This window comes from Pseudomonas sp. CFBP 13710, assembly GCF_014842235.1.
Lineage (GTDB): Bacteria > Pseudomonadota > Gammaproteobacteria > Pseudomonadales > Pseudomonadaceae > Aquipseudomonas > Aquipseudomonas baltica.
This window is the reverse complement of sequence record NZ_JACYVJ010000001.1, coordinates 799,425-820,811: the sequence shown is the minus strand read 5'-3', so window position 1 is coordinate 820,811 and position 21,387 is coordinate 799,425. Positions and strand designations below refer to the sequence as shown.

Annotated in this window: 21 protein-coding genes and 2 pseudogenes; 11 read left to right on the top strand and 12 right to left on the bottom strand. The window is 60.2% G+C overall.

All coding sequences use genetic code 11. The annotated features are described in order from the left end of the window. Window positions 1–23 precede the first annotated feature (23 nt). Window positions 24–614, bottom strand: coding sequence for an amino acid synthesis family protein (locus tag IFT44_RS03500; RefSeq protein WP_192055351.1), 591 nt, complete (start codon window positions 612–614; stop codon window positions 24–26). Window positions 615–965: 351 nt separating this feature from the next. Here IFT44_RS03500 and IFT44_RS03495 point away from each other — a divergent pair, with 351 nt between their 5' ends. Next, a complete protein-coding gene (locus IFT44_RS03495; protein ID WP_185793183.1) occupies window positions 966–2,309 on the top strand; it encodes an MFS transporter in 1,344 nt (447 codons plus the stop codon). A 59-nt stretch (window positions 2,310–2,368) separates the two neighbouring features. On the opposite strand, the gene IFT44_RS03490 is transcribed toward IFT44_RS03495, so the two are convergent. Next, complete coding sequence (locus IFT44_RS03490) at window positions 2,369–3,268, bottom strand: LysR family transcriptional regulator (RefSeq protein WP_185793184.1); 900 nt, start codon at window positions 3,266–3,268, stop codon at window positions 2,369–2,371. A gap of 98 nt (window positions 3,269–3,366) precedes the next feature. On the opposite strand from IFT44_RS03490, the gene IFT44_RS03485 reads away from it, so the two are divergent. The 5 genes from IFT44_RS03485 to IFT44_RS03465 all read left to right on the top strand — a co-directional run bounded on the left by IFT44_RS03485 (window position 3,367) and on the right by IFT44_RS03465 (window position 9,130). Then, on the top strand, window positions 3,367–3,993 hold the full coding sequence (locus tag IFT44_RS03485; RefSeq protein ID WP_192059728.1) for an RraA family protein: 627 nt from the start codon (window positions 3,367–3,369) through the stop codon (window positions 3,991–3,993). 16 nt (window positions 3,994–4,009) lie between these two features. Next, the gene (locus IFT44_RS03480; RefSeq protein ID WP_185793186.1) at window positions 4,010–4,879 is read left to right on the top strand and encodes an NAD(P)-binding domain-containing protein; all 870 of its coding nucleotides are present in this window, start codon (window positions 4,010–4,012) and stop codon (window positions 4,877–4,879) included. A 178-nt stretch (window positions 4,880–5,057) separates the two neighbouring features. Beyond that, the gene (locus IFT44_RS03475) at window positions 5,058–5,909 is read left to right on the top strand and encodes a LysR family transcriptional regulator (RefSeq protein ID WP_192175419.1); all 852 of its coding nucleotides are present in this window, start codon (window positions 5,058–5,060) and stop codon (window positions 5,907–5,909) included. A gap of 110 nt (window positions 5,910–6,019) precedes the next feature. After that, window positions 6,020–7,015 (top strand): aldo/keto reductase, encoded by a 996-nt coding sequence (locus IFT44_RS03470; protein ID WP_192175418.1) that lies wholly within the window; start codon window positions 6,020–6,022, stop codon window positions 7,013–7,015. A gap of 39 nt (window positions 7,016–7,054) precedes the next feature. After that, window positions 7,055–9,130 (top strand): hybrid sensor histidine kinase/response regulator, encoded by a 2,076-nt coding sequence (locus IFT44_RS03465; RefSeq protein WP_244652074.1) that lies wholly within the window; start codon window positions 7,055–7,057, stop codon window positions 9,128–9,130. A 9-nt stretch (window positions 9,131–9,139) separates the two neighbouring features. On the opposite strand, the gene IFT44_RS03460 is transcribed toward IFT44_RS03465, so the two are convergent. The 3 genes from IFT44_RS03460 to IFT44_RS03450 are packed head-to-tail and all read right to left on the bottom strand — an operon-like array spanning window position 9,140 to window position 12,152. Beyond that, complete coding sequence (locus tag IFT44_RS03460) at window positions 9,140–10,138, bottom strand: lysylphosphatidylglycerol synthase domain-containing protein (RefSeq protein ID WP_192137321.1); 999 nt, start codon at window positions 10,136–10,138, stop codon at window positions 9,140–9,142. Continuing rightward, window positions 10,135–11,373 carry a cardiolipin synthase ClsB gene (gene clsB / locus IFT44_RS03455; protein WP_122477704.1) on the bottom strand — a complete coding sequence of 413 codons (1,239 nt, stop codon included), beginning with the start codon at window positions 11,371–11,373 and terminating at the stop codon, window positions 10,135–10,137. The genes IFT44_RS03460 and clsB overlap by 4 nt, the downstream gene beginning before the upstream one ends. Next, a complete protein-coding gene (locus IFT44_RS03450) occupies window positions 11,370–12,152 on the bottom strand; it encodes an endonuclease/exonuclease/phosphatase family protein (RefSeq protein ID WP_192175417.1) in 783 nt (260 codons plus the stop codon). The genes clsB and IFT44_RS03450 overlap by 4 nt, the downstream gene beginning before the upstream one ends. A 346-nt stretch (window positions 12,153–12,498) precedes the next feature. Between IFT44_RS03450 and IFT44_RS03445 the strand changes: the two genes are divergently transcribed. After that, complete coding sequence (locus IFT44_RS03445; RefSeq protein ID WP_122477707.1) at window positions 12,499–12,816, top strand: helix-turn-helix domain-containing protein; 318 nt, start codon at window positions 12,499–12,501, stop codon at window positions 12,814–12,816. After that, window positions 12,809–14,080: a type II toxin-antitoxin system HipA family toxin gene (locus IFT44_RS03440; protein ID WP_122477709.1), complete on the top strand. Its 1,272-nt coding sequence runs from the start codon at window positions 12,809–12,811 to the stop codon at window positions 14,078–14,080. Before IFT44_RS03445 ends, IFT44_RS03440 begins: the two co-directional genes overlap by 8 nt. A 1-nt stretch (window position 14,081) precedes the next feature. Here IFT44_RS03440 and IFT44_RS03435 read toward each other — a convergent pair whose 3' ends face one another. The 3 genes from IFT44_RS03435 to IFT44_RS03425 form a co-directional block, all read right to left on the bottom strand. Beyond that, window positions 14,082–14,507, bottom strand: coding sequence for a VOC family protein (locus IFT44_RS03435; RefSeq protein WP_122477711.1), 426 nt, complete (start codon window positions 14,505–14,507; stop codon window positions 14,082–14,084). Window positions 14,508–14,629: 122 nt separating this feature from the next. Next, window positions 14,630–15,493 carry a LysR family transcriptional regulator gene (locus IFT44_RS03430; RefSeq protein ID WP_192137313.1) on the bottom strand — a complete coding sequence of 288 codons (864 nt, stop codon included), beginning with the start codon at window positions 15,491–15,493 and terminating at the stop codon, window positions 14,630–14,632. A gap of 188 nt (window positions 15,494–15,681) precedes the next feature. Next, window positions 15,682–16,650 carry an AraC family transcriptional regulator gene (locus IFT44_RS03425; protein ID WP_192175416.1) on the bottom strand — a complete coding sequence of 323 codons (969 nt, stop codon included), beginning with the start codon at window positions 16,648–16,650 and terminating at the stop codon, window positions 15,682–15,684. A gap of 102 nt (window positions 16,651–16,752) precedes the next feature. On the opposite strand from IFT44_RS03425, the gene IFT44_RS03420 reads away from it, so the two are divergent. Beyond that, entirely contained in the window at window positions 16,753–18,003 is a 1,251-nt protein-coding gene (locus IFT44_RS03420; protein ID WP_192175415.1) for an MFS transporter, read from the top strand. Between the two features lie 6 nt (window positions 18,004–18,009). Here IFT44_RS03420 and IFT44_RS03415 read toward each other — a convergent pair whose 3' ends face one another. The 3 genes and pseudogenes from IFT44_RS03415 to IFT44_RS21115 form a co-directional block, all read right to left on the bottom strand. Next, complete coding sequence (locus IFT44_RS03415) at window positions 18,010–18,372, bottom strand: type II toxin-antitoxin system RelE/ParE family toxin (protein ID WP_192175414.1); 363 nt, start codon at window positions 18,370–18,372, stop codon at window positions 18,010–18,012. A gap of 2 nt (window positions 18,373–18,374) precedes the next feature. Next, window positions 18,375–18,665 (bottom strand): type II toxin-antitoxin system ParD family antitoxin, encoded by a 291-nt coding sequence (locus IFT44_RS03410; RefSeq protein ID WP_122477720.1) that lies wholly within the window; start codon window positions 18,663–18,665, stop codon window positions 18,375–18,377. Between the two features lie 200 nt (window positions 18,666–18,865). Continuing rightward, a pseudogene (locus tag IFT44_RS21115) lies at window positions 18,866–19,114 on the bottom strand (hypothetical protein); the annotation flags it as partial. 376 nt (window positions 19,115–19,490) lie between these two features. On the opposite strand from IFT44_RS21115, the gene IFT44_RS03405 reads away from it, so the two are divergent. Both IFT44_RS03405 and IFT44_RS03400 read left to right on the top strand, forming a co-directional pair. Further along, window positions 19,491–19,739 (top strand): hypothetical protein, encoded by a 249-nt coding sequence (locus tag IFT44_RS03405; protein ID WP_020300912.1) that lies wholly within the window; start codon window positions 19,491–19,493, stop codon window positions 19,737–19,739. Next, entirely contained in the window at window positions 19,736–20,470 is a 735-nt protein-coding gene (locus IFT44_RS03400) for a zeta toxin family protein (RefSeq protein WP_020300911.1), read from the top strand. Before IFT44_RS03405 ends, IFT44_RS03400 begins: the two co-directional genes overlap by 4 nt. 50 nt (window positions 20,471–20,520) lie before the next feature. Here IFT44_RS03400 and IFT44_RS03395 read toward each other — a convergent pair. Next, window positions 20,521–21,352 (bottom strand): annotated as a pseudogene (locus tag IFT44_RS03395) (hypothetical protein); the annotation flags it as partial. Window positions 21,353–21,387: the final 35 nt, after the last annotated feature.

The window sequence follows — 21,387 nt, the reverse complement described above, 5'->3', positions numbered from 1 at the left end:
GGAGCGCTCCTGAGTCAAGTGGGTCACTGGGCCTTTTCGGCAGCCAGCTCTTCCAGGTCGATGTAACGGTTGCCGATCCGCGGGTGCAGGCGCCCGCCGTTGGCGCAGCCCAGGACGACGACGATCTCGTCGGCGCGCGGCGAATCCTCGATCTGCATTTCCAGGGTGACGTAGTGGGAGCGCAGGCCTTCGTCGTCCTTGTGCATCATCGGGATCTGGATCGAGGTGCCAGGGCCGCCGCGCTTGTTGGTGAAGCTCAGGTAGCTCTTGGCTTGCACCGCCTCGCGGTAATGGTTGCCGAAGCGCAGGGTGTGGATGACGGCCGAGGCGTGCTCGATTTCGCCGTCGGCACCGACCACCGCCGCCTTGCCGTAGGCCTCGATCTTGTCCGCGCCACCGATGCTGGCCACCAGGCGCTCGACCATCAGGGCCCCGAGGTCCGAACAGTTGGCCTTGATCTCCGGTTTCAGGTCATCGACGAAGCCGCGGCCCAGCCACGGGTTCTTCATGACCACCGCGAGGCCAACCATGGTCACGGGACTGTCGGTGGCCTTGCCGCCTTCGATGAGGGTCTCTTCGGAGTAAGTGACGATTTTGCGGATCTCGAAGCTCATGCCTGTTTCCTTCTTGGAGGGTTTGTATCTGGTATTATGGTATACCAAGAACGAGCTTCGGCAAGTGTTTTTTTGTGGCACGGTCGGTCTCGTCTGACTGCCCGTAGAACTGGGGATAGAACCCGGCCGAAAAGCCAACCATGCTCGGCGCGCGTGGCGCAGGTGATCGGATTTAACCTCGCGTTGTTGTCGGGAAGCACGGTTGGCGGTGCATCGGCGTGAACGACGCGGGCACGTTTGTGCGCCGTGTCATGCCAATAGAGAATGAATGAATGTGCTTATTTATCGCTTTTTCTATTTCGCGCAGCTGGCCAAGATTGACCATCGAACAAACATAATAAAGGAACGCTCATGGTCGAATTAGCCCACACCGAGGCCGCCGCTCGGTCGGCCAGGTCGAAGTATCGCTGGATAGTGCTGTCGGTGATCGTCGTGGTGTACATGCTGGCCGCTGCCGATCGCGCTAATATCGGCATCGCTCTGCCGTATATTCAGAAGGAATTTGGCGCCAGCAACGCGCAGGCTGGCATGCTCGTCAGTGCGTTTTTCCTGTTCTATTCACTGGGTCAGATTCCGGCAGGCTTCATCATTAGCCGGTTTGGCGTGCGGCTCGTCGCGCCGGTGTCGATCACGCTGACGTCGATCGTCACCCTGTTGATCGGAACCGCGCATAACTTCGGCATGATCAAACTCTATCGGTCCGCCTTGGGCATCGCCGAAGCCGCACTCCCGCTGTCCATGCTCAGCACCATCAATCGCTGGTTTCCAGCGGGTGAGAAGGGCTTGGCCACGGGCGCATTCCTTTCTGCCGCCAAGATGGGCGCCGTCATAGCCCCACCCGTGGGCGCCGCCATCATCATGCTTTACGACTGGCGCACCATGTTCATCGTCTTCGCCATCCCCGGCCTGCTGCTGGCATTGATCTGGTGGTGGGTAGTGCCAAACGATCCCCGTGCCTGCAAGCGGGTCAACGGTGCCGAAGCCGATCATATCGAAGATCAGACCCCGGCCGAGAGCGGGCCCAAGCGCCGTCAGCGAGATTTCGGCGCGTTGGACAAAGTGCTGCGCTACCAGCGAGTGGCACCCCTGGCTTCCTCTAAATCGGTATTTGCCTCCTGGAACATCTGGGGCTGTGGCCTGGGTTATTTGCTGATGACAGGCGTGGTCAATGTGCTGCTGGCCTGGCTACCCAAGTACCTGAGCGAAGTGAAGCACTTCGAACTGATGCAGGTTGGCTTCATCGCCGCACTGCCGTTTGCCGGTGGAGTACTGGGTAACATCGTCGGCGGCTGGTTCTCGGACCGGATTCTGGACCGTCGTCGCAAGCCCACCATGATGATCAGCGCGGTGGCCACTTGCGTGATGATGGTGGCCTTGGTTTATGCGCCCAACGGGCTGTTGGCAGTAAGCTTGCTGTTGTTCGGCACGGGCTTCCTGCTGAACATCGGTTACTCGTCGTTTTCGGTCTATTCCATGGGCCTGACCAGCCGCTCCACTTACCCGGTTGCGGCCTCGTTGGTCAACAGCGCAGGGCAGGCGGGCGGAGCAATAGCACCCCTGGTCACCGGCTTTCTGCTGGACAGCTACAGTTGGACAGCGGTCTTCATTTTCCTGGGGATCTGCTCGCTGGCGGCCCTGGCCTTCGTGCTGACCATTGCCGAACCGGCTGATCAGGTCGAGCCCGCCGCGCAATGACAACGTTGCGTTGATCCTGGTAATACGCAATGGGGCGCCGAATGCACGGTGCCCCGGGCTCATCGTTGCAACTGGCGAGTGAAGTCGCACAGCTCTACTGCCAGCCCCGACACCTCGGTCATGAACGCTGAAGGGCGATCGTTTCGATACATCGCCTTGTAGGGCACTGGGGGTAATGTGGGGGTTGTGCGGATGATGTTAAGTTTGCCCTCGTCCACCAATGGCCGAAAGCATTCCAACGGCAGATAAGTCACACCCAAGCCTGCGGCTGTCAGTCCGAGCATGGCGGTCAGACTGTCCGAGGACAGCGTCTTGGGCAGGTCGACGCCCAAGGTACGCAGCCATTTGTTCACGAACAGTCCCGAGCCCGATTTCTTGCCTTGAACCAGCATTGGGTATTTCGCCAGTTCCGCGAGGTCCAGCACCTCATCGTGGCCTATCAGGCCCGGTGCGGCCATCCAGGCATTCTCGACCTCGCCCAAGGCGACAGAGGTCACTTCCGGCGCGGTAAAGGTGTCGGGAATGATGATCAGGTCGATCATGTCGTCCATGAGCTTTTCATGGAGGTTGCGGCTCATGTCGACCTCTGGCTCGATAATGAGTCCCGGATAATCGGTTACCAGCCGCGTCACCAATCGCGGCAGCCAAGTCCATGCGGTCAGTTCGGTCACACCCAACCTTAGCCGGCGCTTCACCACTTGGGTACCGTCCTTGAGGGAGTCGATGCGCTCGGCGAGCCCGAGCATTTCCCGCGCTATCACTAACAGTTCCTCGCCAGCGCTGGTCAACCGGGCGCCGCGTTGCGAACGGTCGAACAGCTGCATTCCGGTCGACGCCTCGAGTTCCTGAACGCGTTTGGATATGGCGGACTGAGTGGTGCTCAGGTGCTCTGCAGCGCGCTCGAAAGTTCCGAGCCGCTCTATCCAGTGTAAAGCAAGCAATTGGCGCAGGGTGATCATGTCCATTCCTTAATAGAATGATTGGATATTGAATAATATCGCTTTTTCTATTTCATAGCCTGTTTATGCTGGTGTTATCTGCCATCGGAGAACTGTCTATGACTGCCGTACTCGCCTCATCCGAACGTGACGAACTGGTAACCGCATTTGCCCGCACCTCCACTTCGATCATCAGTGACTGTCTGGATCGTTTGCCGGGCGCAGCGTTGCGCCCCTTTCACAAGATCGAAGGGACCATGGCTGGTATCGCTTTGACGGTAAAAGTAGCCAATGGCGATAACCGAGCCATTCATCAGGCCCTTGAACTGCTCGAACCTGGCCACGTACTGGTGGTCGATGGCGGCGGCGATGTCAGCCGTGCATTGATGGGCGACATCATGGCGGCGATTGCTGAAAAACGTGGCGCGGCGGGTGTGGTGATTGACGGCGCGATTCGCGATCTGGCAACCATTGGCAAGGGTATGTTTCCGATGTTCGCGCGGGCCGGCATTCATCTGGGCCCCTACAAGAACGGACCTGGTGAGATAAACGTTCCAGTGAGCATCGATGGGATGATCGTGTCGCCGGGCGACTTCGTCGTCGGTGACCACGATGGCATCGTCGCCTTCGCCGCATCGCGCGCGGCCGAGCTGTTGAGCGCCTGTCATGCGACCGAACAAAAGGAAGCGGAAATGATGGCGCAGATCGCCGCAGGCACTTACAAGGGCGCCTACGCCGCTCACTGATTGCAGGAGATACAGCATGAAAATCGGAATTATCGGTGCAGGCGAAGTCGGACTGACCTATGCAAGACCCTGGGCGGCAGCTGGGCACGAAGTCGTTTTGTGCGATCTGAAGCCGTCCGCTGCTGCGGCGGCCTTCGCTGCGCAGGCAGGCAGCGATATCTGTACATCGGTTGCAGATATCGCGCCAAGCTGTGACGTACTGGTATCGTGCGTGTTTGGTACGGTGTCGCTGTCCGTCGCCGAGCAGGCGCTCGCGCATATGGCCAAGGACGCTTTATATGTGGACATGACCACTGCCGATCCCGCATTGATCAGGACGGCGGCGCAACGTGCCGCAGAATTCGACGTGAGTTATGTCGATGTGGCCATCCTCGGTGCGATTGCGCTGACGCACGAAAAAACCAACTTGCTGGGCGCCGGCACTGGTATCGAGCGCGCCCTGACGTTGTTCGCCTTCGCCGGCGCGCCGCTCAAACCAGTGGAGCACGGCGCAGCCGGTGATGCGGCGGCCCTGAAGATCCTCAGAAGCGTATTCACCAAAGGCTTGGAAGCCCTGACTATCGAATGTTTCATGGCCGCGGAGAAGCAAGGCGTCAGTGACAAGTTGCACGACGCTTTGAGCGACATTGATCAGGCAAGCCTGCGCGATTTTCTCGGTGCCCTGATCCGCACCCATGTACTGCATGCGCCGCGTCGCTTGAAGGAAGTCGAAGAAGCTGAGCGGCAGTTGCGTGCCGCTGACATGCCGGTCGCGGTGCTGCCGGGGGTCAGGGATCTCTTCCAGCGCACGACCGACCAGATCGCCGCGAATCCGATCGATGTGGCAACACCCACGCTGCCGCAGGCATTCGAGTGGTTGTTCAAGGTCAACGAAGTATCCAGATGACTGCGCGGTGACGTAGCTTGTGTTCCCTGTGGGAGCGGTCATCGGCCGCGAAAAGGGCCCCGTAGTTTGCCTGATGCTCCGTGGCGTCTGGTTCGTGGCCGCGGACCGCTCCTACAGGGCATTTGCGCGTTTTGAAGGGGGGTGGGGGTATCATGGCCTGATCACAGGCGAGGTATCCATGTTCGATTGGGAAGATCTGAGGCACTTTGCGGCCTTCGTGCGGGCGGGCTCGTTGACGGCGGCGGCCAGGGCGCTGGCGGTGGACCATGCCACCGTGGCGCGGCGCATTGCGTCACTGGAAACCGCGCTCAATCTCAAGCTGGTCGATCGCCGCTCGCGTGCCTACGTGCTGACCCACCAGGGGCTGCGGATTGCCGAGTTCGCCGAGCAGATGAGCACCTCTTCGTTCGCCCTTGAGCATTACGCGGGCGCCGACCAGCCGGACGTGCAGGGCGAAGTGGTGCTGTCGGCACCGCCCGTATTGCTGGGCAGCCTGATTGCGCCCCACGCCGGTACCCTGCTGGCGCAGCATCCGGCGTTGTCGCTGCGCCTGGTGGGCACCAAATCGCGCACCTCGCTGGCGCGCCGGGAGGCAGACGTCGCCGTCAGCCTGGCCCGGCCGCTGGAGTCGACATTGGTGGCGAGTCTGCTCGGGCACCTGGACTATGCGCTGTACGCCAGCCCTGCCTACCTGGCGCAGTCAACGAAGCCGCGCTTCATTGGCTACGACGCTTCGCAGGCCAAATCCCTTCAGCATCGCTGGCTGGTCGAGCAGGCCGAGGACGGCGAATTCGTGCTGTGCAGCAACGACCTGCGCGTGCAGGCACTGGCTGCCGCCGGTGCGGCGGGTGTCGTCTGCCTGCCGGCGTTCATTGCCGCCGAACATGGCCTGCAACGGGTCGACCCGGAAGCGGCCACCTTGAACATCGAGGTCTGGATGGCGTTCCACGAAGACGTGCGCGCAACGCCACGCATCCAGGCGGTCAGCGAATTCGTGCGGCACTGCATGGCAGTGCTGCCACGCTTGTGAATTTCTGCATAGCTCAGGTGCGATGCCTGGGGGTTATGTCCGATAGGAGTGGGCGCTAAGGTAAAGGCATCGGACCGGCATGTCGCGCGGTCCTCCGCAGGAGCCTCTCCATGAACTACGTCAAGCTGGGCAACACCGGCCTGGACATCTCCCGCCTGTGCCTGGGCTGCATGACCTTCGGCGAGCCCGATGCCGGCACCCACCCCTGGACCTTGGACGAGGATGCCAGTCGGCCGATCATCAAGCATGCGGTGGAGCAGGGCATCAACTTCTTCGACACGGCCAACAGTTACTCGGCCGGCACTTCCGAAGTCATCGTCGGCAAATTGCTCAAGGAGTTCACCCGTCGCGAGGAAACCGTGATCGCCACCAAGGTGTTCTTTCCGGCCAACATGTGGGAAGGCTCGAAAAAGCCCAATGAGCAGGGCCTGTCGCGCAAGGCGATCATGGCCAGCATCGATGCCAGCCTGCAGCGGCTGGGCACCGACTACGTCGATCTTTATCAGATCCATCGCTGGGACTATCACACGCCCATCGAAGAAACCATGGAAGCCCTGCACGACGTGGTGAAAGCGGGCAAGGCGCGCTACATCGGGGCCTCGTCGATGTACGCCTGGCAGTTCGCCAAGGCCCAACAGGTCGCGGCCAGCCACGGTTGGAGCCGGTTCGTCTCGATGCAGAACTACCTCAACCTCATCTATCGCGAAGAAGAGCGCGAAATGATTCCCCTGTGCCTGGATCAGGGCGTCGGCCTGATGCCCTGGAGCCCGATGGCCCGCGGCCGGCTGACGCGCCCGCACGGCATGCAGACCGAACGCACCCGCACCGACATTTCCGGGCAGTCGTTCTATGCTGCCACCGAGGTCGAGGATGGCAAGGTGATCGACGTGGTCGAGCAGATCGCCAAGGAACGCGGCGTGCCCATGGCGCAGGTGGCGCTGGCGTGGGTGTTGAACAAGCGCGGCGTGTCGGCGCCCATCGTCGGTGCTTCCAAGGCCGTGCAGTTGGACGATGCCCTGGCTGCACTGCAACTGTCGTTGAGCGAAGAGGAAACGGCGCGCCTCGAAGGCCCCTACGTGCCACACGTGGTGACCGGTTTTGCCTGACAGCGCTGGGCGCAGGTGGGTCGCCGAAGAATCGCGCGGATGCTATCGTTGCTGGGCGATCCACTGCCCGAGTTGAACATGACCCACCCGTTTCCCTTTTCCCGAGAGGGCATGAGCGAGAAAGTACGCTGTCACGACTGGGCCGCGACGCCGCTGGGGCCGATCCACAGTTGGCCTGCCGTGTTGCGCATTGCCGTCGATATGCTGCTGGCATCACGCTTCCCCGGCTGTCTGGCCTGGGGGGACGAGCGCATCACCCTGTACAACGATGCGTTCGAGCCCTTGCTGGCGGGCAAGCCGCCGGCGCTCGGGGTGCCGATGCACATCGTCTGGAACGAAGTGTGGGACGACATCGAGCCGATAATGACGCGCGCCTTCCAGGGCGAAGCGACCTTCATCGAGGACTTCCCGCTGGTCATCCAGCGCAACGGCAGGGCCGAGCAGGCGTATTTCACGTTCTGCTACAGCCCTGTACGCGACGAACATGGCACCATCGTGGGCATGCTCGACACGGTCATCGAAACCACCGCGACATTGCAGGCCAGGGACAAGGCCGAGCAGGCAGCCGAAGGCTTCGAGCGTGAAGCCATGGCGCGCACGGTCGAACGCAACCGCTTCTGGGACCTTTCATCCGACATCATGTTGGTGGCCAGCCGCAGGCTTGAAATCACAGCCATCAATCCGGCCTGGTCGCGGGTGCTGGGCTGGAGCGCCGAGGACCTGGTTGGCCATCACGCCATCGACCTGATCCACCCCGACGATCATGAAGCGGTAGCGGTTGCGATGGTGCCGCTGTATCGCGGCGAACGCCTGCATGACATGACCTGCCGCCTGCGCCACCGCGACGGCAGTTACCGTTGGATTGCCTGGGCAGCGGTGCCTGCCGAAGACTCATTCCACTCCGTAGGCCGCGACGTGACCGAAGAGCGCGAGCGTGCGCTGATGCTGCAGCAGGTCGAAGAACAACTGCGCCACAGCCTCAAGATGGAAGCGGTCGGGCAGTTGACCGGCGGGCTTGCCCACGACTTCAACAACCTGCTGACCGGCATCAGCGCCAGCCTGGAACTGCTGCGCCAACGTGTCGAACAGGGCCGCATCGGCGAGCTCAAGCGTTACATCGACGCTGCACAGGGGGCCTCGGCCCGGGCCGCCACCCTGACTCATCGGCTGCTGGCGTTCTCGCGTCGTCAAACCCTGGCGCCACGGGCTGTCGAGCCCAAGGCCCTGATCGCCGACCTCGAAGACCTGGTACGCCAGACGCTGGGCCCGAGCATCGAGTTCAGTGCCCAGGGCGACGACGATGTCTGGTGGGTGCGCGTCGACGCCAACCAGTTGGAAAGCGCATTGCTCAACCTCTGCATCAACGCCCGTGATGCAATGCCGGGGGGCGGCAGCCTGTGGTTGCGCGCGCGCAATCACCATCAGTTCGCCCGAGCCCGCACCGAGAACGATCTGCAGCCGGGCCAGTACGTGTGCCTGAGTGTGACCGACAGCGGCACCGGCATGGATCCGCAGACCATCGCACGGGTATTCGATCCGTTCTTCACCACCAAGCCATTGGGTCAGGGCACCGGCCTGGGCCTGTCGATGGTGTACGGCTTCGTACGCCAGTCGGGCGGGCAGATTCGCGTCGATTCCTCACTGGGGCAGGGCACCGCAATGCACCTGTTCCTGCCGCGACACACCGGCGAGATCGGTGCGACGCTGCCGGTACTGACCGGAGCCCTGATAGACACCGAAGCCACCGGTGAAACCATCGTTTTGATCGACGACGAAGGAACGTTGCGGCAGATGGTGGGCGAGGCGTTGCGGGAGAAGGGCTATCGAGTGCTGGAAGCGGCCAATGGCGTAGAGGGCCTGTCACTGGTGCAAGGCGGCTTGAAGGCCGACCTGTTGATCACCGACATCGGCCTGCCGGGTGGGCTCGATGGTCGTCAGGTGGCGGATGCTGCCTGGGCGATGGAGCCGGGTCTGAAGGTACTGTTCATTACCGGCTATGTGGATCAGACCGCAGCCATGGACGAGTTGCCCGAAGCTGTTGCTCATGTGCTGACCAAGCCGTTCAGCCTGGACCACCTGATCCACACCGTGCGCTCGATGTTGGTCAGGCGTTAGCTCATACCGCTATCCGGCGCCGCTGCTGGCGCCCGACTCGCGGTTTTTCTCGATGGTTCGGGTGCGTTTCTCCAGCACCAGGTACACCACGCAGGCAATAGCCAGCGGCAGCAGGAAATACAGCGCCCGGTAGGCGATCAATGCGGCCAGTAGCGCACCTTTGGAGTATTGCCCTTGCAGCAGGGTGATGAAGATGGTTTCCAGCACACCGAGGCCGGCTGGGATATGGGTGATCACACCGGCAATGCTGCTGATCAGCAGGATCGCCAGAATGGTCGGGTAGCCGACCTTCTCGGGCAGCAACGACCACACCAGCAAGCCCATCAGGCTCCAGTTCAACGCGCCCAGACAGGCTTGGGTCAGCGCCATCTTGAACGACGGCAGAAGAATCTCCTGCTTGCGTATCGTCCAGGTGCGTTTCTTCGAGAAGCGGCAGGCCGCCAGGTACGCCAGCCCAAGCAGGATGATCACTACGCCGATGATCTGCAGCCCGGTACTGCCGATCTTGAAACCTTCGGGAAGTGCCGGCAGGCCCATGGCGAACAGCGTACCGGCCACGAACAGGTAGCCCAGCCAGTTGGTGATCAGACACAGGCTGAGAATCTTGGTAATGGCCGGCACATCCAGACCCAGCTTGGAGTACAGGCGATAACGCAGGGCAATCCCGCCGACCCACGAGCCCAGGTTGAGGTTGAACGCATAGCACACGAAGGCCAATGGCAGCACCTGCCGACTGGGCACTTCGTGGCCGATATAACGCTTGGCCAGCAAGTCATAGCTGGCGAACGTCAGGTAGCTGGCTGCGACGATGCCGGCACCGATCAACAAGGTACTCATCTTGTAGGAGCTCAGCGCATGCTTGACCTCCTGCCAGTCGAGGTTTTTCACCAGCATGAACACCAGCACCGGGACCAGGATGAAGCACAGCACGGTCATGATGCGCTTGGCCCATACCCACTTGCTGGATTTCGGCGAGGCCTTCGGCGCGCTCTGCGATGAAGTCGTCATACCGTCTCCTTGTGATCCAGCGACGGCGCCTGGCAATGCTGCGGCTCAACGTCGATCAGCGGTACCAGCTTGGGCGAGTGCGCTGGAATGAACCCCACCATGGCCGGAAAGTGGCGCAGGAAGTGGAAGGTGAGGAAGATGATCGGCGCGCGCCACCAGTACCCACGCAGAACCCGTTGCAGGCTGATCGACTTGCAGGTGCTTTCGGCCAGTTCCTGCAGGTGATCGTGCAGCCGCTGGTTGAAACGGCGGTCCTTGATGATCAGGTTGCCTTCCAGGTTGAGCGACAGGCTCAGCGGGTCGAGGTTGCTGGAACCCACGGTCGACCATTCCCGGTCCACCACCGCGACCTTGCCATGCAGCGGACGCTGGCAGTACTCGCGGATGACCACGCCGTCACGCAGCAGATAGTTGTAAAGCAGGCGCGAGCACAGGCGCACCAGCGGCATGTCGGGCATGCCCTGCAGAATCAGAGTCACGTCGACGCCGCGCCGGGCCGCATTGCGCAGTTCGCGCAGAAAACGGTAGCCGGGGAAGAAGTAGGCGTTGGCGATGATGATCCGTTCACGCGCACCACGAATCGCCTTGAGGTAGTGGTCCTCGATATCGGTGGTGTGTTCGTTGTTGTCGCGAATGGTCAGCAGCAGCCGCGCGCTGGCGCTGTCGGCATCGGGCGACGGGCTGCGCGAGCGCCATGGCGCACGGTCGCGCACGACCTTGCTGGTGCGGTCGAGCAGTGCCAGGGTGGCTCGGTGCAGGTCGGCCACGATGGGGCCTCGTACACGCACGGCATAGTCCTGCTTGGCCATCGGATCGCCGGAGTCGGCCAGGTGGTCGGAACTGTAGTTGATGCCACCGACGAAACCGATTTCGCCGTCGATGACCGCAATCTTGCGGTGCAGCCGACGAAACAGGTTGGTGCGTACGCCCATTACCCGCGGCTGCGGGTCGAAGGCCAGCAGTTTCACGCCCGCATCGGACAGTTCGCGCAGGAACTGCGTGCTCAGCTCCGCCGTGCCGTAACCGTCCACCAGCACTTCCACACGCACGCCACGTTGCGCCGCTTCGATCAGCACCCGCTGCAAATCCTTGCCTACTTCATCTTCATAGATGATGAAGGTCTCGATCAACACTTCCTCTCGAGCCTGGCCGATAGCCTCGAACACCGCCGGGAAGAACTCCTCGCCGTTGATCAGCAGCTGGATTTCATTGTTGTCACGCCATTGCTCGCTCATAAGCGAACCTCCACTGCGAGGGGCACATGATCGGAAAGATGGGACCAGGGTTTGCGCGACAGCACCTTGGGCAGGTGGGCTGTCGCGTTGCGAATGTAGATGCGGTCGAGCCTGAGCAGTGGCAGTCGGGCCGGGAATGTCTTCGCCGCGCTGCCGAAGGCTTCGACGAACACTTCGGTCATGTGGCAGCTCGCCAGGGCTTCGTCGGCACGCACGCGCCAGTCGTTGAAATCGCCGGCGACGATAACGGCAGCCTTCGGATCCAGGCTGTCAAGTAGCCGACACAGCAACTTCAGTTGCTGCTGACGCTGGCTTTCGCTCAGCCCCAGGTGCACGCAGACGGTGTGCACTTCTCCATGCCCCGGTACGGCCAGCACCGAATGCAGCAGGCCACGCTCCTCGGTGCCATTGACGCTGACATCGAGGTTTTCGTGGCGCACGATGGGAAACTTGGACAGCAGCGCGTTGCCATGGTCGCCGTCCGGGTACACCGCGTTGCGGCCGTAGGCGTACACCGGCCACATGCTGTCGGCGAGAAATTCGTATTGGGGAACGTCCGACCAGTTGTCGTAGCGCTGCCCATGGGAGCGATGCATCCCGAGCACTTCCTGCAGGAACACCACATCGGCGCCCAGCGTGCGAACAGCCTCGCGCAACTCGGGCAGCACGAAGCGCCGGTTCAGCGGGCTGAAGCCCTTGTGGGTATTGACCGTCAGAACATGCAGGGAAGTTACCGCCACAGCGTCCTGGGGTAACGGCTGAGGATTGGGGGTGGTCATTCTGAAGCTCCTGAGGGGACGACAGGGGCACTTTGGCCCCTATGGTCCGACTCGGAAGCGATTGTGAAGGTTCAACGGTGCCATCATTGGAGACCAGGCCCATGCCGGAGCGACCTGATGCTGTAGAAAATGCGTTTCACAGACGTGCTCAGGTCCGCTCAGGGTGCTGGTGCGAGGCGAGGTCATGTGGACTGTATGTGACCTGAAAAATCATAAATCCAATAAGTTGTGGCATAAGTCGATAAAATTGACATAACCAACAGCATAAGGGATTTAAATTTTACCTTGGATGCATGCCCATCCTATAATGTGGGTCACTACGCCAGACAGTCCCCGAGGTTTCGCAATGTTGGATTTATATTTCAACAAGCCAGCCGAGATCGCCAAGCGCCTTTGCGGGCGCTTGCGCACCGAGCGGCTGGCACTGAACATGACCCAGGCCGATCTGGCGGCCCGCGCCGGCATAGGCACCAACACCGTTTCCAACCTTGAAGCCGGACGCAATGTCGGGTTCGAGAACCTGGTCAGGGTGGCGATGGCATTGGGTCGAGCCCAAGAGCTCGATGGCTTGTTCATGCCCAGGCTGGAAAGCATCGATGACATCCAGCGCTATGAAAACAGTGCCAAACGTCTTCGCTCTAAAAGGAAGACTGGCAATGCCTGAGCAGGTGAACGTTTTTTACGAGGGCTGGGGCGAGCGATGGCAGTGGGGCACGCTGGTGTCTACCACTGCCCTGACGGGTCGTCCGGTGATCGTGTTCGAGTACAGCAATGAAGCCAGGGAAAAGGGCTTTGAGCTGTCGTCTTACAGGCTGCCGTTGAAAGGTGCTCGATTGCGACGGGATTTTCCAGACCACCAATGGCATCTGCCAGGACCCGTCTACGACGCGTTACCAGACGGCTGGGGCATGTTGCTGATGGATCGCATGTTCAGGCGTCGTGGGCTCGGCACGGCGCGAATCGGTACGCTGCAACGGCTGGCCTACATCGGTAGCAATGCGATGGGCGCCATGACGTTCGAGCCGGTGGTACCCGAGGGGCAGGAGTCCGATGTTCATATTCCTTTGGAACAACTTGCAACCGAAGTGCAGGAAGTGCTCCAGGGAGACGGCGGTGAGTTCTTGCAGACCCTGCTTCTGGTGGGCGGCTCGCCTCAGGGTGCGAGGCCCAAAGCGCTTGTTCATCGCGACCCGGCAACGGGCGGATTCACCACGGCGGTGATGCCTGGTTTCGAGGCCTGGCTGGTGAAGTTTCCAGCCAAGGACGAACATGCGGAGGTGTGCGCCATTGAAATGGTCTATGCCGAGTGCCTGCGCATGTGCGGGATCGAAACGCCCGAGACCCAGTACTTCGGTCTGCCGGGCGGGTTGGCTGCATTTGCCAGCAAGCGTTTTGACCGCCGGGGTGGCCTGCGCATCCCGATGCAAAGCCTCGCAGCCTTTACCGGGGCCGACTATAGATCACCGGGCGTATTGGACTACGTCAACTTCCTGCGGGCGACGCATATGTGTACCAACGACGTGCGAGCGATGGCAACGGCGTTCGAGCGTGCGGTCTTCAATGTCGCGTTTAACAACCGGGACGATCACCCGAAGAACTTTGCCTACATCATGACGCGCGACGGTCAGTGGCGATTGTCGCCGGCCTACGACGTGACGTTCTGCGAAGGACCAGGCGGATACCACCAGATGGATGTGATGGGTGAGGCGCTGGCGATTTCACGTACGCAAATGCTGCGGCTTGCCGAGGAAGCAGAGCTCGCCCCGGCTGCCGCAAGCAAAATGATCGAGGGTATTTGTGATGTGGCCAGCCGGTTCGCGACTATTGCTCAGGACCTGTATCCGCAGCTCATTACTCAAGACACCTTGCGCATGATCCAGAACCGTATTGATGAGAACGTTGCTCGGCTGCGAGCAACAGTCAGCTGAATCACTTGGCAAACAGCTGGCTCATGTCCTTGAAGGCCTTGAACTCCAGCGCGTTGCCGCAGGGGTCGAACAGGAACATGGTGGCCTGCTCGCCGACCTGGCCCTGGAAACGGATGTAGGGTTCGATCACGAACTCGGTTCCGCGCGCCCTCAAGCGCTCTGCCAGGGCCTCCCACTGCGCCCATTCCAGAATGATGCCGAAGTGCGGGACCGGTACGTTGTGGCCGTCCACCGCGTTGCTGTGCACACTTTCCTGCGAAGCCGTCTTGGGGTGCTCATGGATGACCAGTTGATGGCCGTAGAAATCGAAGTCTACCCACTGTGCGCTCGAGCGGCCTTCGGCAAGGCCGAACACCTCACCGTAGAAGTGACGGGTGGCGGCCAGGTCGTACACGGGGATTGCAAGGTGGAAGGGCGAAAGGCTCACGGTGATTTCCTTTGGACTGGTTTTGATTTTTATCAATTCTTATCCGGAAATACCCCGAGTGAAAGCGCAAATCTTGGGTTCCGAGCTCCAATTATTCTGATGAATCAAGCGTTCGTTAAGCTTTATACCGCCTGCAGAACGCAGTCTCGAAACAGATTGAACAGTGGCGAATGCTTTTGTCGGTACTTGGCTACCAGCACGATTTCTCTGAAAAACGTCAGCTCACGCAGCTCCAGCACTCTCACGTTCTCCGAATGTTCGAGCCATAGACCCGCTTTGGGTACCAACGAAACACCCAGCCCACTGCGCACCATCTTTACAATTGCATCCAGCTCATCCAATTCCAGGGTTTGGCGAACGTGGATCTTTTGTTCCTTGAGAAACTGGGTGACCAGGCGGCCGCCGAACGATCCGCGGTCATACCGCACGAAGGGCTGTTCTGCGAGAAGCTTGAGCGGATCATCGCCTGCTACATCCTTGGCGGTGATCAGCACGAACGCCTCGCGCGCGATCACTTCGGCTTGCAGATCCTTGGGTAGCGAGAAGGGCGGTTTGATCATGATGGCCAGGTCCAGCTCACCTGCATCCACCTGACTGAGCAGGTTCAACGAAACACCCGGCACCAGGTGGGTTTCGATGAACGGCGCCTGTGATTTCAAGGTCACCAATGCCTGCGGCAGGATCCCGGTCTGAACCGTGCCGATGGCGCCGATGCGCAACGAGCCCTGGAAACCATTGGCACTGTCGGCCGCGCCCATTTGCTCGAACAGGCGCAGGATTTCTTCGGCCATTGGTATGGCGCGTTGGCCTGCCGAATTGAGGGTGGCCGAACGGCCTGTGCGGTCGAACAGCTTGACGCCGAGTGTTTCCTCGAGACCTTTGATCTGCGCGCTGACGGCGGACTGGGTCAGCCCGACCTGCTGGCCGGCGGCGGCAAAGGTGCCTCGCTGGGCTACGCAGATGAAGGTCTTCAGTTCTCGGATCATGGGGTGCCTTGGTGTGTTGACGGATAGGTGCGCAATGACGGGATATCCAGAAGCTGTCCGGATCCTCGAAAAGCACTTTACTTCTGGTCGGCGATTACAGCCTGAAAAACACCCTGTTGCTCCCAGTTTCGTCCCTCGCTTTCAACGGGTGTACCAGCGTACGCGAGTGGCTATTTCTGTTGCTTCCACTACCCGCGTTCGGCTTGCCTCACCTTGCGGCTCAGTCCAGGCGTTTTGCCGGTAATGCGTTTGAATGCGCGGCTGAACGCGGCCTGGGAGGTGTATCCCAAGCGCTGCGCCACCTCTTCGATCGGCAGCCTGTCCAAGGTTAGCCACTGGCTTGCAAGGCGCATTCGCAGCTCGGTCACGTAGCGCAGCGGCGTCATGCCAACCGTCACCTGGAAGCGCTCCGCGAAGGCTGAACGCGAGGTATTGCAGTGCTCGGCCAACTGCGCGACGGTCCAGTCCCGACCCGGTTGTTGATGAAGCGCCAGCAGTGCACCGGCCAGGCGTGGGTCGCGCAAGGCCGCGACGAGCCCAGAGGCATTGCCGCAGGCGCACTCGACCCAGCCTCGAACGACCATGGCAGCCACCACGTCGGCCAACCGCGCAAGGATACCGGCGAAACCGATACGGGCGGCGCTGACCTCGCGCTCCATGGTGGCCAGAATCGGCACCAGCCCCGGGTAACGCTGGCCGCCGGCATTGATCAGCATCAGCCCCGGCATCAGCCGGCCAAGGCCATGGAGGCTGCCCAGTTCAAACTCCATGCAAGCGCTGAACAATATTGTGCTTGGCGTGGCGCTGGCATCGGTTCCGGTATCCACTTCGCTGACGGTATCACCGAGCGGTGCGCTGTCCAGACGGTCGATGTCTTGAACTGGCGCGTGCGGATGAGAAAACAGCTGGTGGGCTGCGCCATGGGAGATGAACACGGCATTGCCGGCAGATAGCGCGTAGGTGCTGCCATCCTCCATTTGCAGCACCGCATCGCCGACGGCGATGAAGTGGAACCAGGCGTGCCCGGACTTTTCCGCGAAACCCAAACCGAAAGTGGGGCCCGCCTGGATACGCCGGTACTCGACGCCACGCAATCGCATGCCGCGCAACAGTTCGTTGATGAGATCCGAGGAAAGAGCAAACTGATCTGCAGACATCGTTCAGGTGTTTCGGTCAAAAACCAGAGATTCCAGATCATAGATCATCCAGATCTCGGCGCCTAGACTTCCGCTCGTAATCAAGATTGGGAGATCTGAGCAATGACTGAAGGTGTATGCAACACCGTATCCGACCGCCATACCGGTATCGACGCGGACCTAGAGCCTGCGACGCCGGCGTGGATGGCCGTCTTCTCGTTGGCAATGGGGGTGTTCGGATTGCTGACCGCCGAGTACCTTCCGGCCAGTTTGCTGACGCTGATGGCTACCGACCTGGGCGTATCCGAAGCGCTGGCTGGCCAGGCAGTAACAGTGACCGCAGTGGTGGCACTGTTCGCTGGCTTGCTGGTGCCAGGTCTGACCCGCAGCATCGACCGGCGCTGGGTATTGCTGGGTTTTTCTACCTTGATGGTCGCCTCCAATCTACTGGTCGCCGTGTCCTCCAGCTTCGCGGTGCTGTTGTCGATGCGCATTCTGTTGGGCGTCGCCCTGGGCGGGTTCTGGAGCATGGCAGCGGCGGTAGCGATGCGCCTGGTGCCGACTGCCTTGTTGCCCCGGGCGCTGTCGATCATTTTCAGCGGCATCGCTATCGGCACGGTCGTTGCGGTGCCGCTGGGCAGCTATCTGGGCGGGCTGTATGGCTGGCGCAGCGCGTTCTTTGCAGCGGCGGCGGTGGGCATGGTGACCCTGGCTTTCCAGTCGTTCACTTTGCCGCGGCTGGCGCCGCGGCGGCCGGCAAGACTGCGTACCATTTTAGAGGTGTTGCAGCGTCCGGGCGTTGCCATGGGGATGTTCGGTTGCGTGCTGGTGCACAGCGGCCACTTCGCGATGTTCACCTATGTTCGGCCGTTCCTTGAAGGCACGACCGGCATCGGCGCTCAAGGGCTGTCGCTGATGCTGCTGGGCTTCGGTGCGGCGAACTTCGTCGGCACGTTGTTGGCCGGCAAGCTGCTGGAACGAAACCCGCTGGCCACCCTGGTGCTGATGCCCGCACTGGTCGGCCTTGCAGCACTAGCATTGGTGTTGTTGCCAGCCTCGGTGCCGGGGCAGGCGGTACTGCTGGCAATCTGGGGCTTGGCCTTCGGTGGTGTGCCGGTAGCGTGGTCGAACTGGGTCGCCAGCGCGGTCCCTGACCAGGCGGAAAGCGCCGGAGGCATGGTCGTGGCTTCCGTGCAATCAGCCATCGCCACCGGCGCCGCCGCTGGCGGTGCGATGTTCAGCCTCGGCGGCAGCTCAGGCGTATTCGTAGCGGCGGCTGTGGTGATGCTGCTGGCTGCGCTGCTGATTGCGCTGCGGGTGCGCGTTCCTTCTCGCCGCGGGGTTGGCCAGCGGGAGTCTGCGCTGCATCTGTGATTCTGATCAGTCGTCCAGCAAATGCAACTGCACTTCCATGGCGTCATGAAGGAGTCTGACGACCTCGATCACATGGTCGTTTGCCACACGATAGAACACGATATGGCGAGGGCTTTTCACCGTTCCGTGGGTTTGTTTGGCCTGCTGACGCGAATAGATGAGGTGATAGCTTCGAAGGCCCGGTGCAAGCTCATCGCGGTCGCGGTCGCGGCTGCCAATGCGATGAGGCGTGTCGGCAAGCGCTTGCAGCGCCGCGAGGATCAGCGCTTGGTAACGCTGGCGTGCTTGATCGCCGAACTGCGTCTGGGAGAGCCTGAGGATGTCGACAATGTCGGCGCGCGCCGCGTTGGAAATTCGATACTGCGGCATGCTCAGCGTTTCTCACGCGCGGGGAGGGTGGCCTCCAGGCTCAAGTCCTCGAGGTAGTGATCCAGTTCCCCTTCGTTCACCTGAGTGAAGCGACCGTGCTCAAGGTCCATGATGCCGATCGAAGTCGCCTGACGCAGGGCCTCGATTTTGGCGGTGTCTTCGGCGACGCGCTGTTCCAATAGACGCAAACCTTCTCGCATCACTTCGCTGGCATTCTGATAACGGCCGGACTGCACCAGGTCATGGATAACCTGTTCCTGGTGAGGGGTGAGCACAACGTTTCGCGTCGCCATGATGAGCTCCAGCTTTCGATAAGAAGTTTTTTCCGCTCATTGGCATATTATGCCATTCTTCTTGCGAACACATGGCTTGAGGTTTGGAACTGACGAGCTGCGACGTATGAAGTCACGCGTTGCTTCATGCGCACGACCTCAAAAAAGGGTGGCGTAGGGGGCAAGGGTGATACCTGTCATTGGCAGTAGGCTGATCCTACTCAATCCACAATTCTTCGTAGTGTTCCTGGCCAGGCCGGTACTTTCGATCGCCTGTTCAACCAGGACAGCATTACTCTCTGTACGTTGTCGTCGCTATCGCCAAGCAGGCCGAAAATATGCTTCAACAGCCCCATGTTCTTCTTGCAGAAGCTGCTGAACACTCGGTGGCCGATCGGGTCAGCTTGGCGGACATAGTGCTCGATCAGGTCAGCACCACAGTATGGGACAAGTGCGCAGTCATCCGAACCATGGCCTCCAGATGTGCCTCATGTGGCTATCTACCAGGATTGCAGTGCCATGGTTTGTGGAAAGCAAAAAAATCATCAGATAAACAGCCTGCCCGACGACACCTAAAGACTGTCCGGATCCCCAAAAAACATTTTGACAGGGTTCTAGAACGGCAGTGCTTCCCTTATTTGGGCGCTGCACCAAGGGCGGTACTTGCTTCAAATGCCACCGGTCATGCATCGAACGTGAAAATCTCTTGAAAGGTATGGTTCCAGACGCCATTCCTCTAGAATGGAGGCTGGCAGAAGTAGCTTTCGCCCTGTCACAAACAGGTTCACGTAGCTAAGATTCTGATTAAGTGCAGATTCTGCACGCTCTGAGAACGTGGAGCGCGATATGAAAGCCAAACGAGTGTTGAGTGACGATCTGGTGAGTCGACTGGAGGATAAGATCCCGGTCATGGCTGAAGGCGCCATCAATACCGCCTATATCAACGCCCTGGCTGCCGGCCGCAGTGTGATGGAAGTCATGAACGGCATGCTTGTTGAAACGACTGCTGACGGTAAGCACAAAGTCATTCGGGTGGCCAAGCCCAAGCACAAAGTGACTCTGGGTGGCGTCATCAAGGTGCGCCGTTGCTCATGACTGTCCCTCGGTTGAGGGTCTTTGCTGGACCCAACGGCTCCGGCAAGAGCACGATGAAAAGTGCCATCCCTTCCCATCTGATCGGTATCTACATTAACCCGGATGAAATCGAGAAGGCTGCCAAAGACAGCGGTCGTCTGGAGTTCAGTGATTTTCAACTGGAAGTTGAGGGTGATGAGGTTCTCGGTTTCATTAGGGAGCATCGGCTGGTCAGGTCTGCCCGTCTCGATGAGGAGGCGACCAACATAGGCTTTAGCAGCAACGGCCTGAATTTCCAGACGGTCGCGATGAACTCCTATTTTGCCTCCGTGCTCTCTGACTTCATCCGGAACAAGCTCCTCGAAGACCAGTTGTCTTTCACCTTCGAAACGGTGATGTCTAGCGACGACAAAATCGCCTTTATGCTCAAGGCAAGAGAGTCTGGATACCGAACCTACCTGTACTTTGTGGCAACTGAAGACCCTGACATCAATATCAACAGGGTCAGGAACCGTGTCGCGGCAGGTGGGCACCCAGTTCCCACAGAAAAAATTGTACAGCGCTACGGCCGTTGCCTCAGCCTGCTGCCTGTGGCTATTGCTGCTTCGGACCGGGCCTACATCTTCGATAACTCCGGTGCCGATCTGGTGCTGCTGGCCGAAGTTACGGATGGGACGGACCTTGAGTTCAAGGTTGATGAGGTCCCTGACTGGTTCATGGATGCCTACGTTGAAAAGGTGTCCAACGGCTAGCTGAACGGCTAGCTGCCGGATTGGCCAAAGCTTGGAGCGCCACGCCTCCCTTATGTGGGCTCTATTCCTCGTGCGCTATCGATCCGTTCAGCTACCCGGTAAGCCGCTTCCAACTCCGAACAGCCATTCTCCTGCATCAGTGTCCAGCGTTCGGCTTTTTCCTCGGGCTCTGTCATGGCCAAGGCGAGGTAAAGACTGGGTGGCACGGCTCGAAACAGCGTCTCGAGCTTTTTCGACAGCACCACTCCCTCGGTGTATTTCCCCTGCTCTTTGCTGGGGGAGAGCAACAGGGCTTTCTGCGCAGGTGAAAGCTTCTTGAACCGTGCGATTTCTTCGATTTCCGCGGGCGGCATATTCAAACAAATCCACCATTCGATCATGTTGAGCATGGTCTGCGCAGCCGTGGGAAAATCAGCAAGGTTCTGCGTCGCCAGCCAGAACCAAGCGCCGAGCTTGCGCCACATATTCGTCCCCTTGACCACGAACAGCGCCAGCAACGGGTTCTTGGTGATGATATGACCCTCGTCGGTGACCATGATGATCGGTCGGCCCAGGTACTGGTCGCGCTCGGCGAGGTTGTTCACGGGTTCATCAAGCTGATGTGGCTGATGGACATCTGTTCTGCGCCGCATCGAGAATGCACTCGCGGATCAAGCTGCGATCGGCTCGACTCAGGCGCGCCTCTTCTTTGGCCTCGCCGCCGGTGATCATCAGACGGGCAGTGATTTCCAGTTCGCCGAGAACATCGCGCTGGTCTTCGTGACTGGTTACCACCTCATCGTCCAGCTCATCGATCGACAGACTCGCCACCTGATCCAGCTGCTCGACCAGGCGCCAAGCATCAGTGAACGGGGCGAGACTGACCGAGGCGCCAGGTTTCAAAGCCTTCGCCCTTGACCAACCCAGCGTCCATGCAA

Coding starts and splice junctions, on each gene's coding strand:
- IFT44_RS03500 (WP_192055351.1), bottom strand. CDS start 614: ATGAGCTTCGAGATCCGCAAAATCGTCACTTACTCCGAAGAGACCCTC.
- IFT44_RS03495 (WP_185793183.1), top strand. CDS start 966: ATGGTCGAATTAGCCCACACCGAGGCCGCCGCTCGGTCGGCCAGGTCG.
- IFT44_RS03490 (WP_185793184.1), bottom strand. CDS start 3,268: ATGATCACCCTGCGCCAATTGCTTGCTTTACACTGGATAGAGCGGCTC.
- IFT44_RS03485 (WP_192059728.1), top strand. CDS start 3,367: ATGACTGCCGTACTCGCCTCATCCGAACGTGACGAACTGGTAACCGCA.
- IFT44_RS03480 (WP_185793186.1), top strand. CDS start 4,010: ATGAAAATCGGAATTATCGGTGCAGGCGAAGTCGGACTGACCTATGCA.
- IFT44_RS03475 (WP_192175419.1), top strand. CDS start 5,058: ATGTTCGATTGGGAAGATCTGAGGCACTTTGCGGCCTTCGTGCGGGCG.
- IFT44_RS03470 (WP_192175418.1), top strand. CDS start 6,020: ATGAACTACGTCAAGCTGGGCAACACCGGCCTGGACATCTCCCGCCTG.
- IFT44_RS03465 (WP_244652074.1), top strand. CDS start 7,055: ATGCTATCGTTGCTGGGCGATCCACTGCCCGAGTTGAACATGACCCAC.
- IFT44_RS03460 (WP_192137321.1), bottom strand. CDS start 10,138: ATGACGACTTCATCGCAGAGCGCGCCGAAGGCCTCGCCGAAATCCAGC.
- clsB (WP_122477704.1), bottom strand. CDS start 11,373: ATGAGCGAGCAATGGCGTGACAACAATGAAATCCAGCTGCTGATCAAC.
- IFT44_RS03450 (WP_192175417.1), bottom strand. CDS start 12,152: ATGACCACCCCCAATCCTCAGCCGTTACCCCAGGACGCTGTGGCGGTA.
- IFT44_RS03445 (WP_122477707.1), top strand. CDS start 12,499: ATGTTGGATTTATATTTCAACAAGCCAGCCGAGATCGCCAAGCGCCTT.
- IFT44_RS03440 (WP_122477709.1), top strand. CDS start 12,809: ATGCCTGAGCAGGTGAACGTTTTTTACGAGGGCTGGGGCGAGCGATGG.
- IFT44_RS03430 (WP_192137313.1), bottom strand. CDS start 15,493: ATGATCCGAGAACTGAAGACCTTCATCTGCGTAGCCCAGCGAGGCACC.
- IFT44_RS03425 (WP_192175416.1), bottom strand. CDS start 16,650: ATGTCTGCAGATCAGTTTGCTCTTTCCTCGGATCTCATCAACGAACTG.
- IFT44_RS03420 (WP_192175415.1), top strand. CDS start 16,753: ATGACTGAAGGTGTATGCAACACCGTATCCGACCGCCATACCGGTATC.
- IFT44_RS03415 (WP_192175414.1), bottom strand. CDS start 18,372: ATGCCGCAGTATCGAATTTCCAACGCGGCGCGCGCCGACATTGTCGAC.
- IFT44_RS03410 (WP_122477720.1), bottom strand. CDS start 18,665: ATGGCGACGCGAAACGTTGTGCTCACCCCTCACCAGGAACAGGTTATC.
- IFT44_RS03405 (WP_020300912.1), top strand. CDS start 19,491: ATGAAAGCCAAACGAGTGTTGAGTGACGATCTGGTGAGTCGACTGGAG.
- IFT44_RS03400 (WP_020300911.1), top strand. CDS start 19,736: ATGACTGTCCCTCGGTTGAGGGTCTTTGCTGGACCCAACGGCTCCGGC.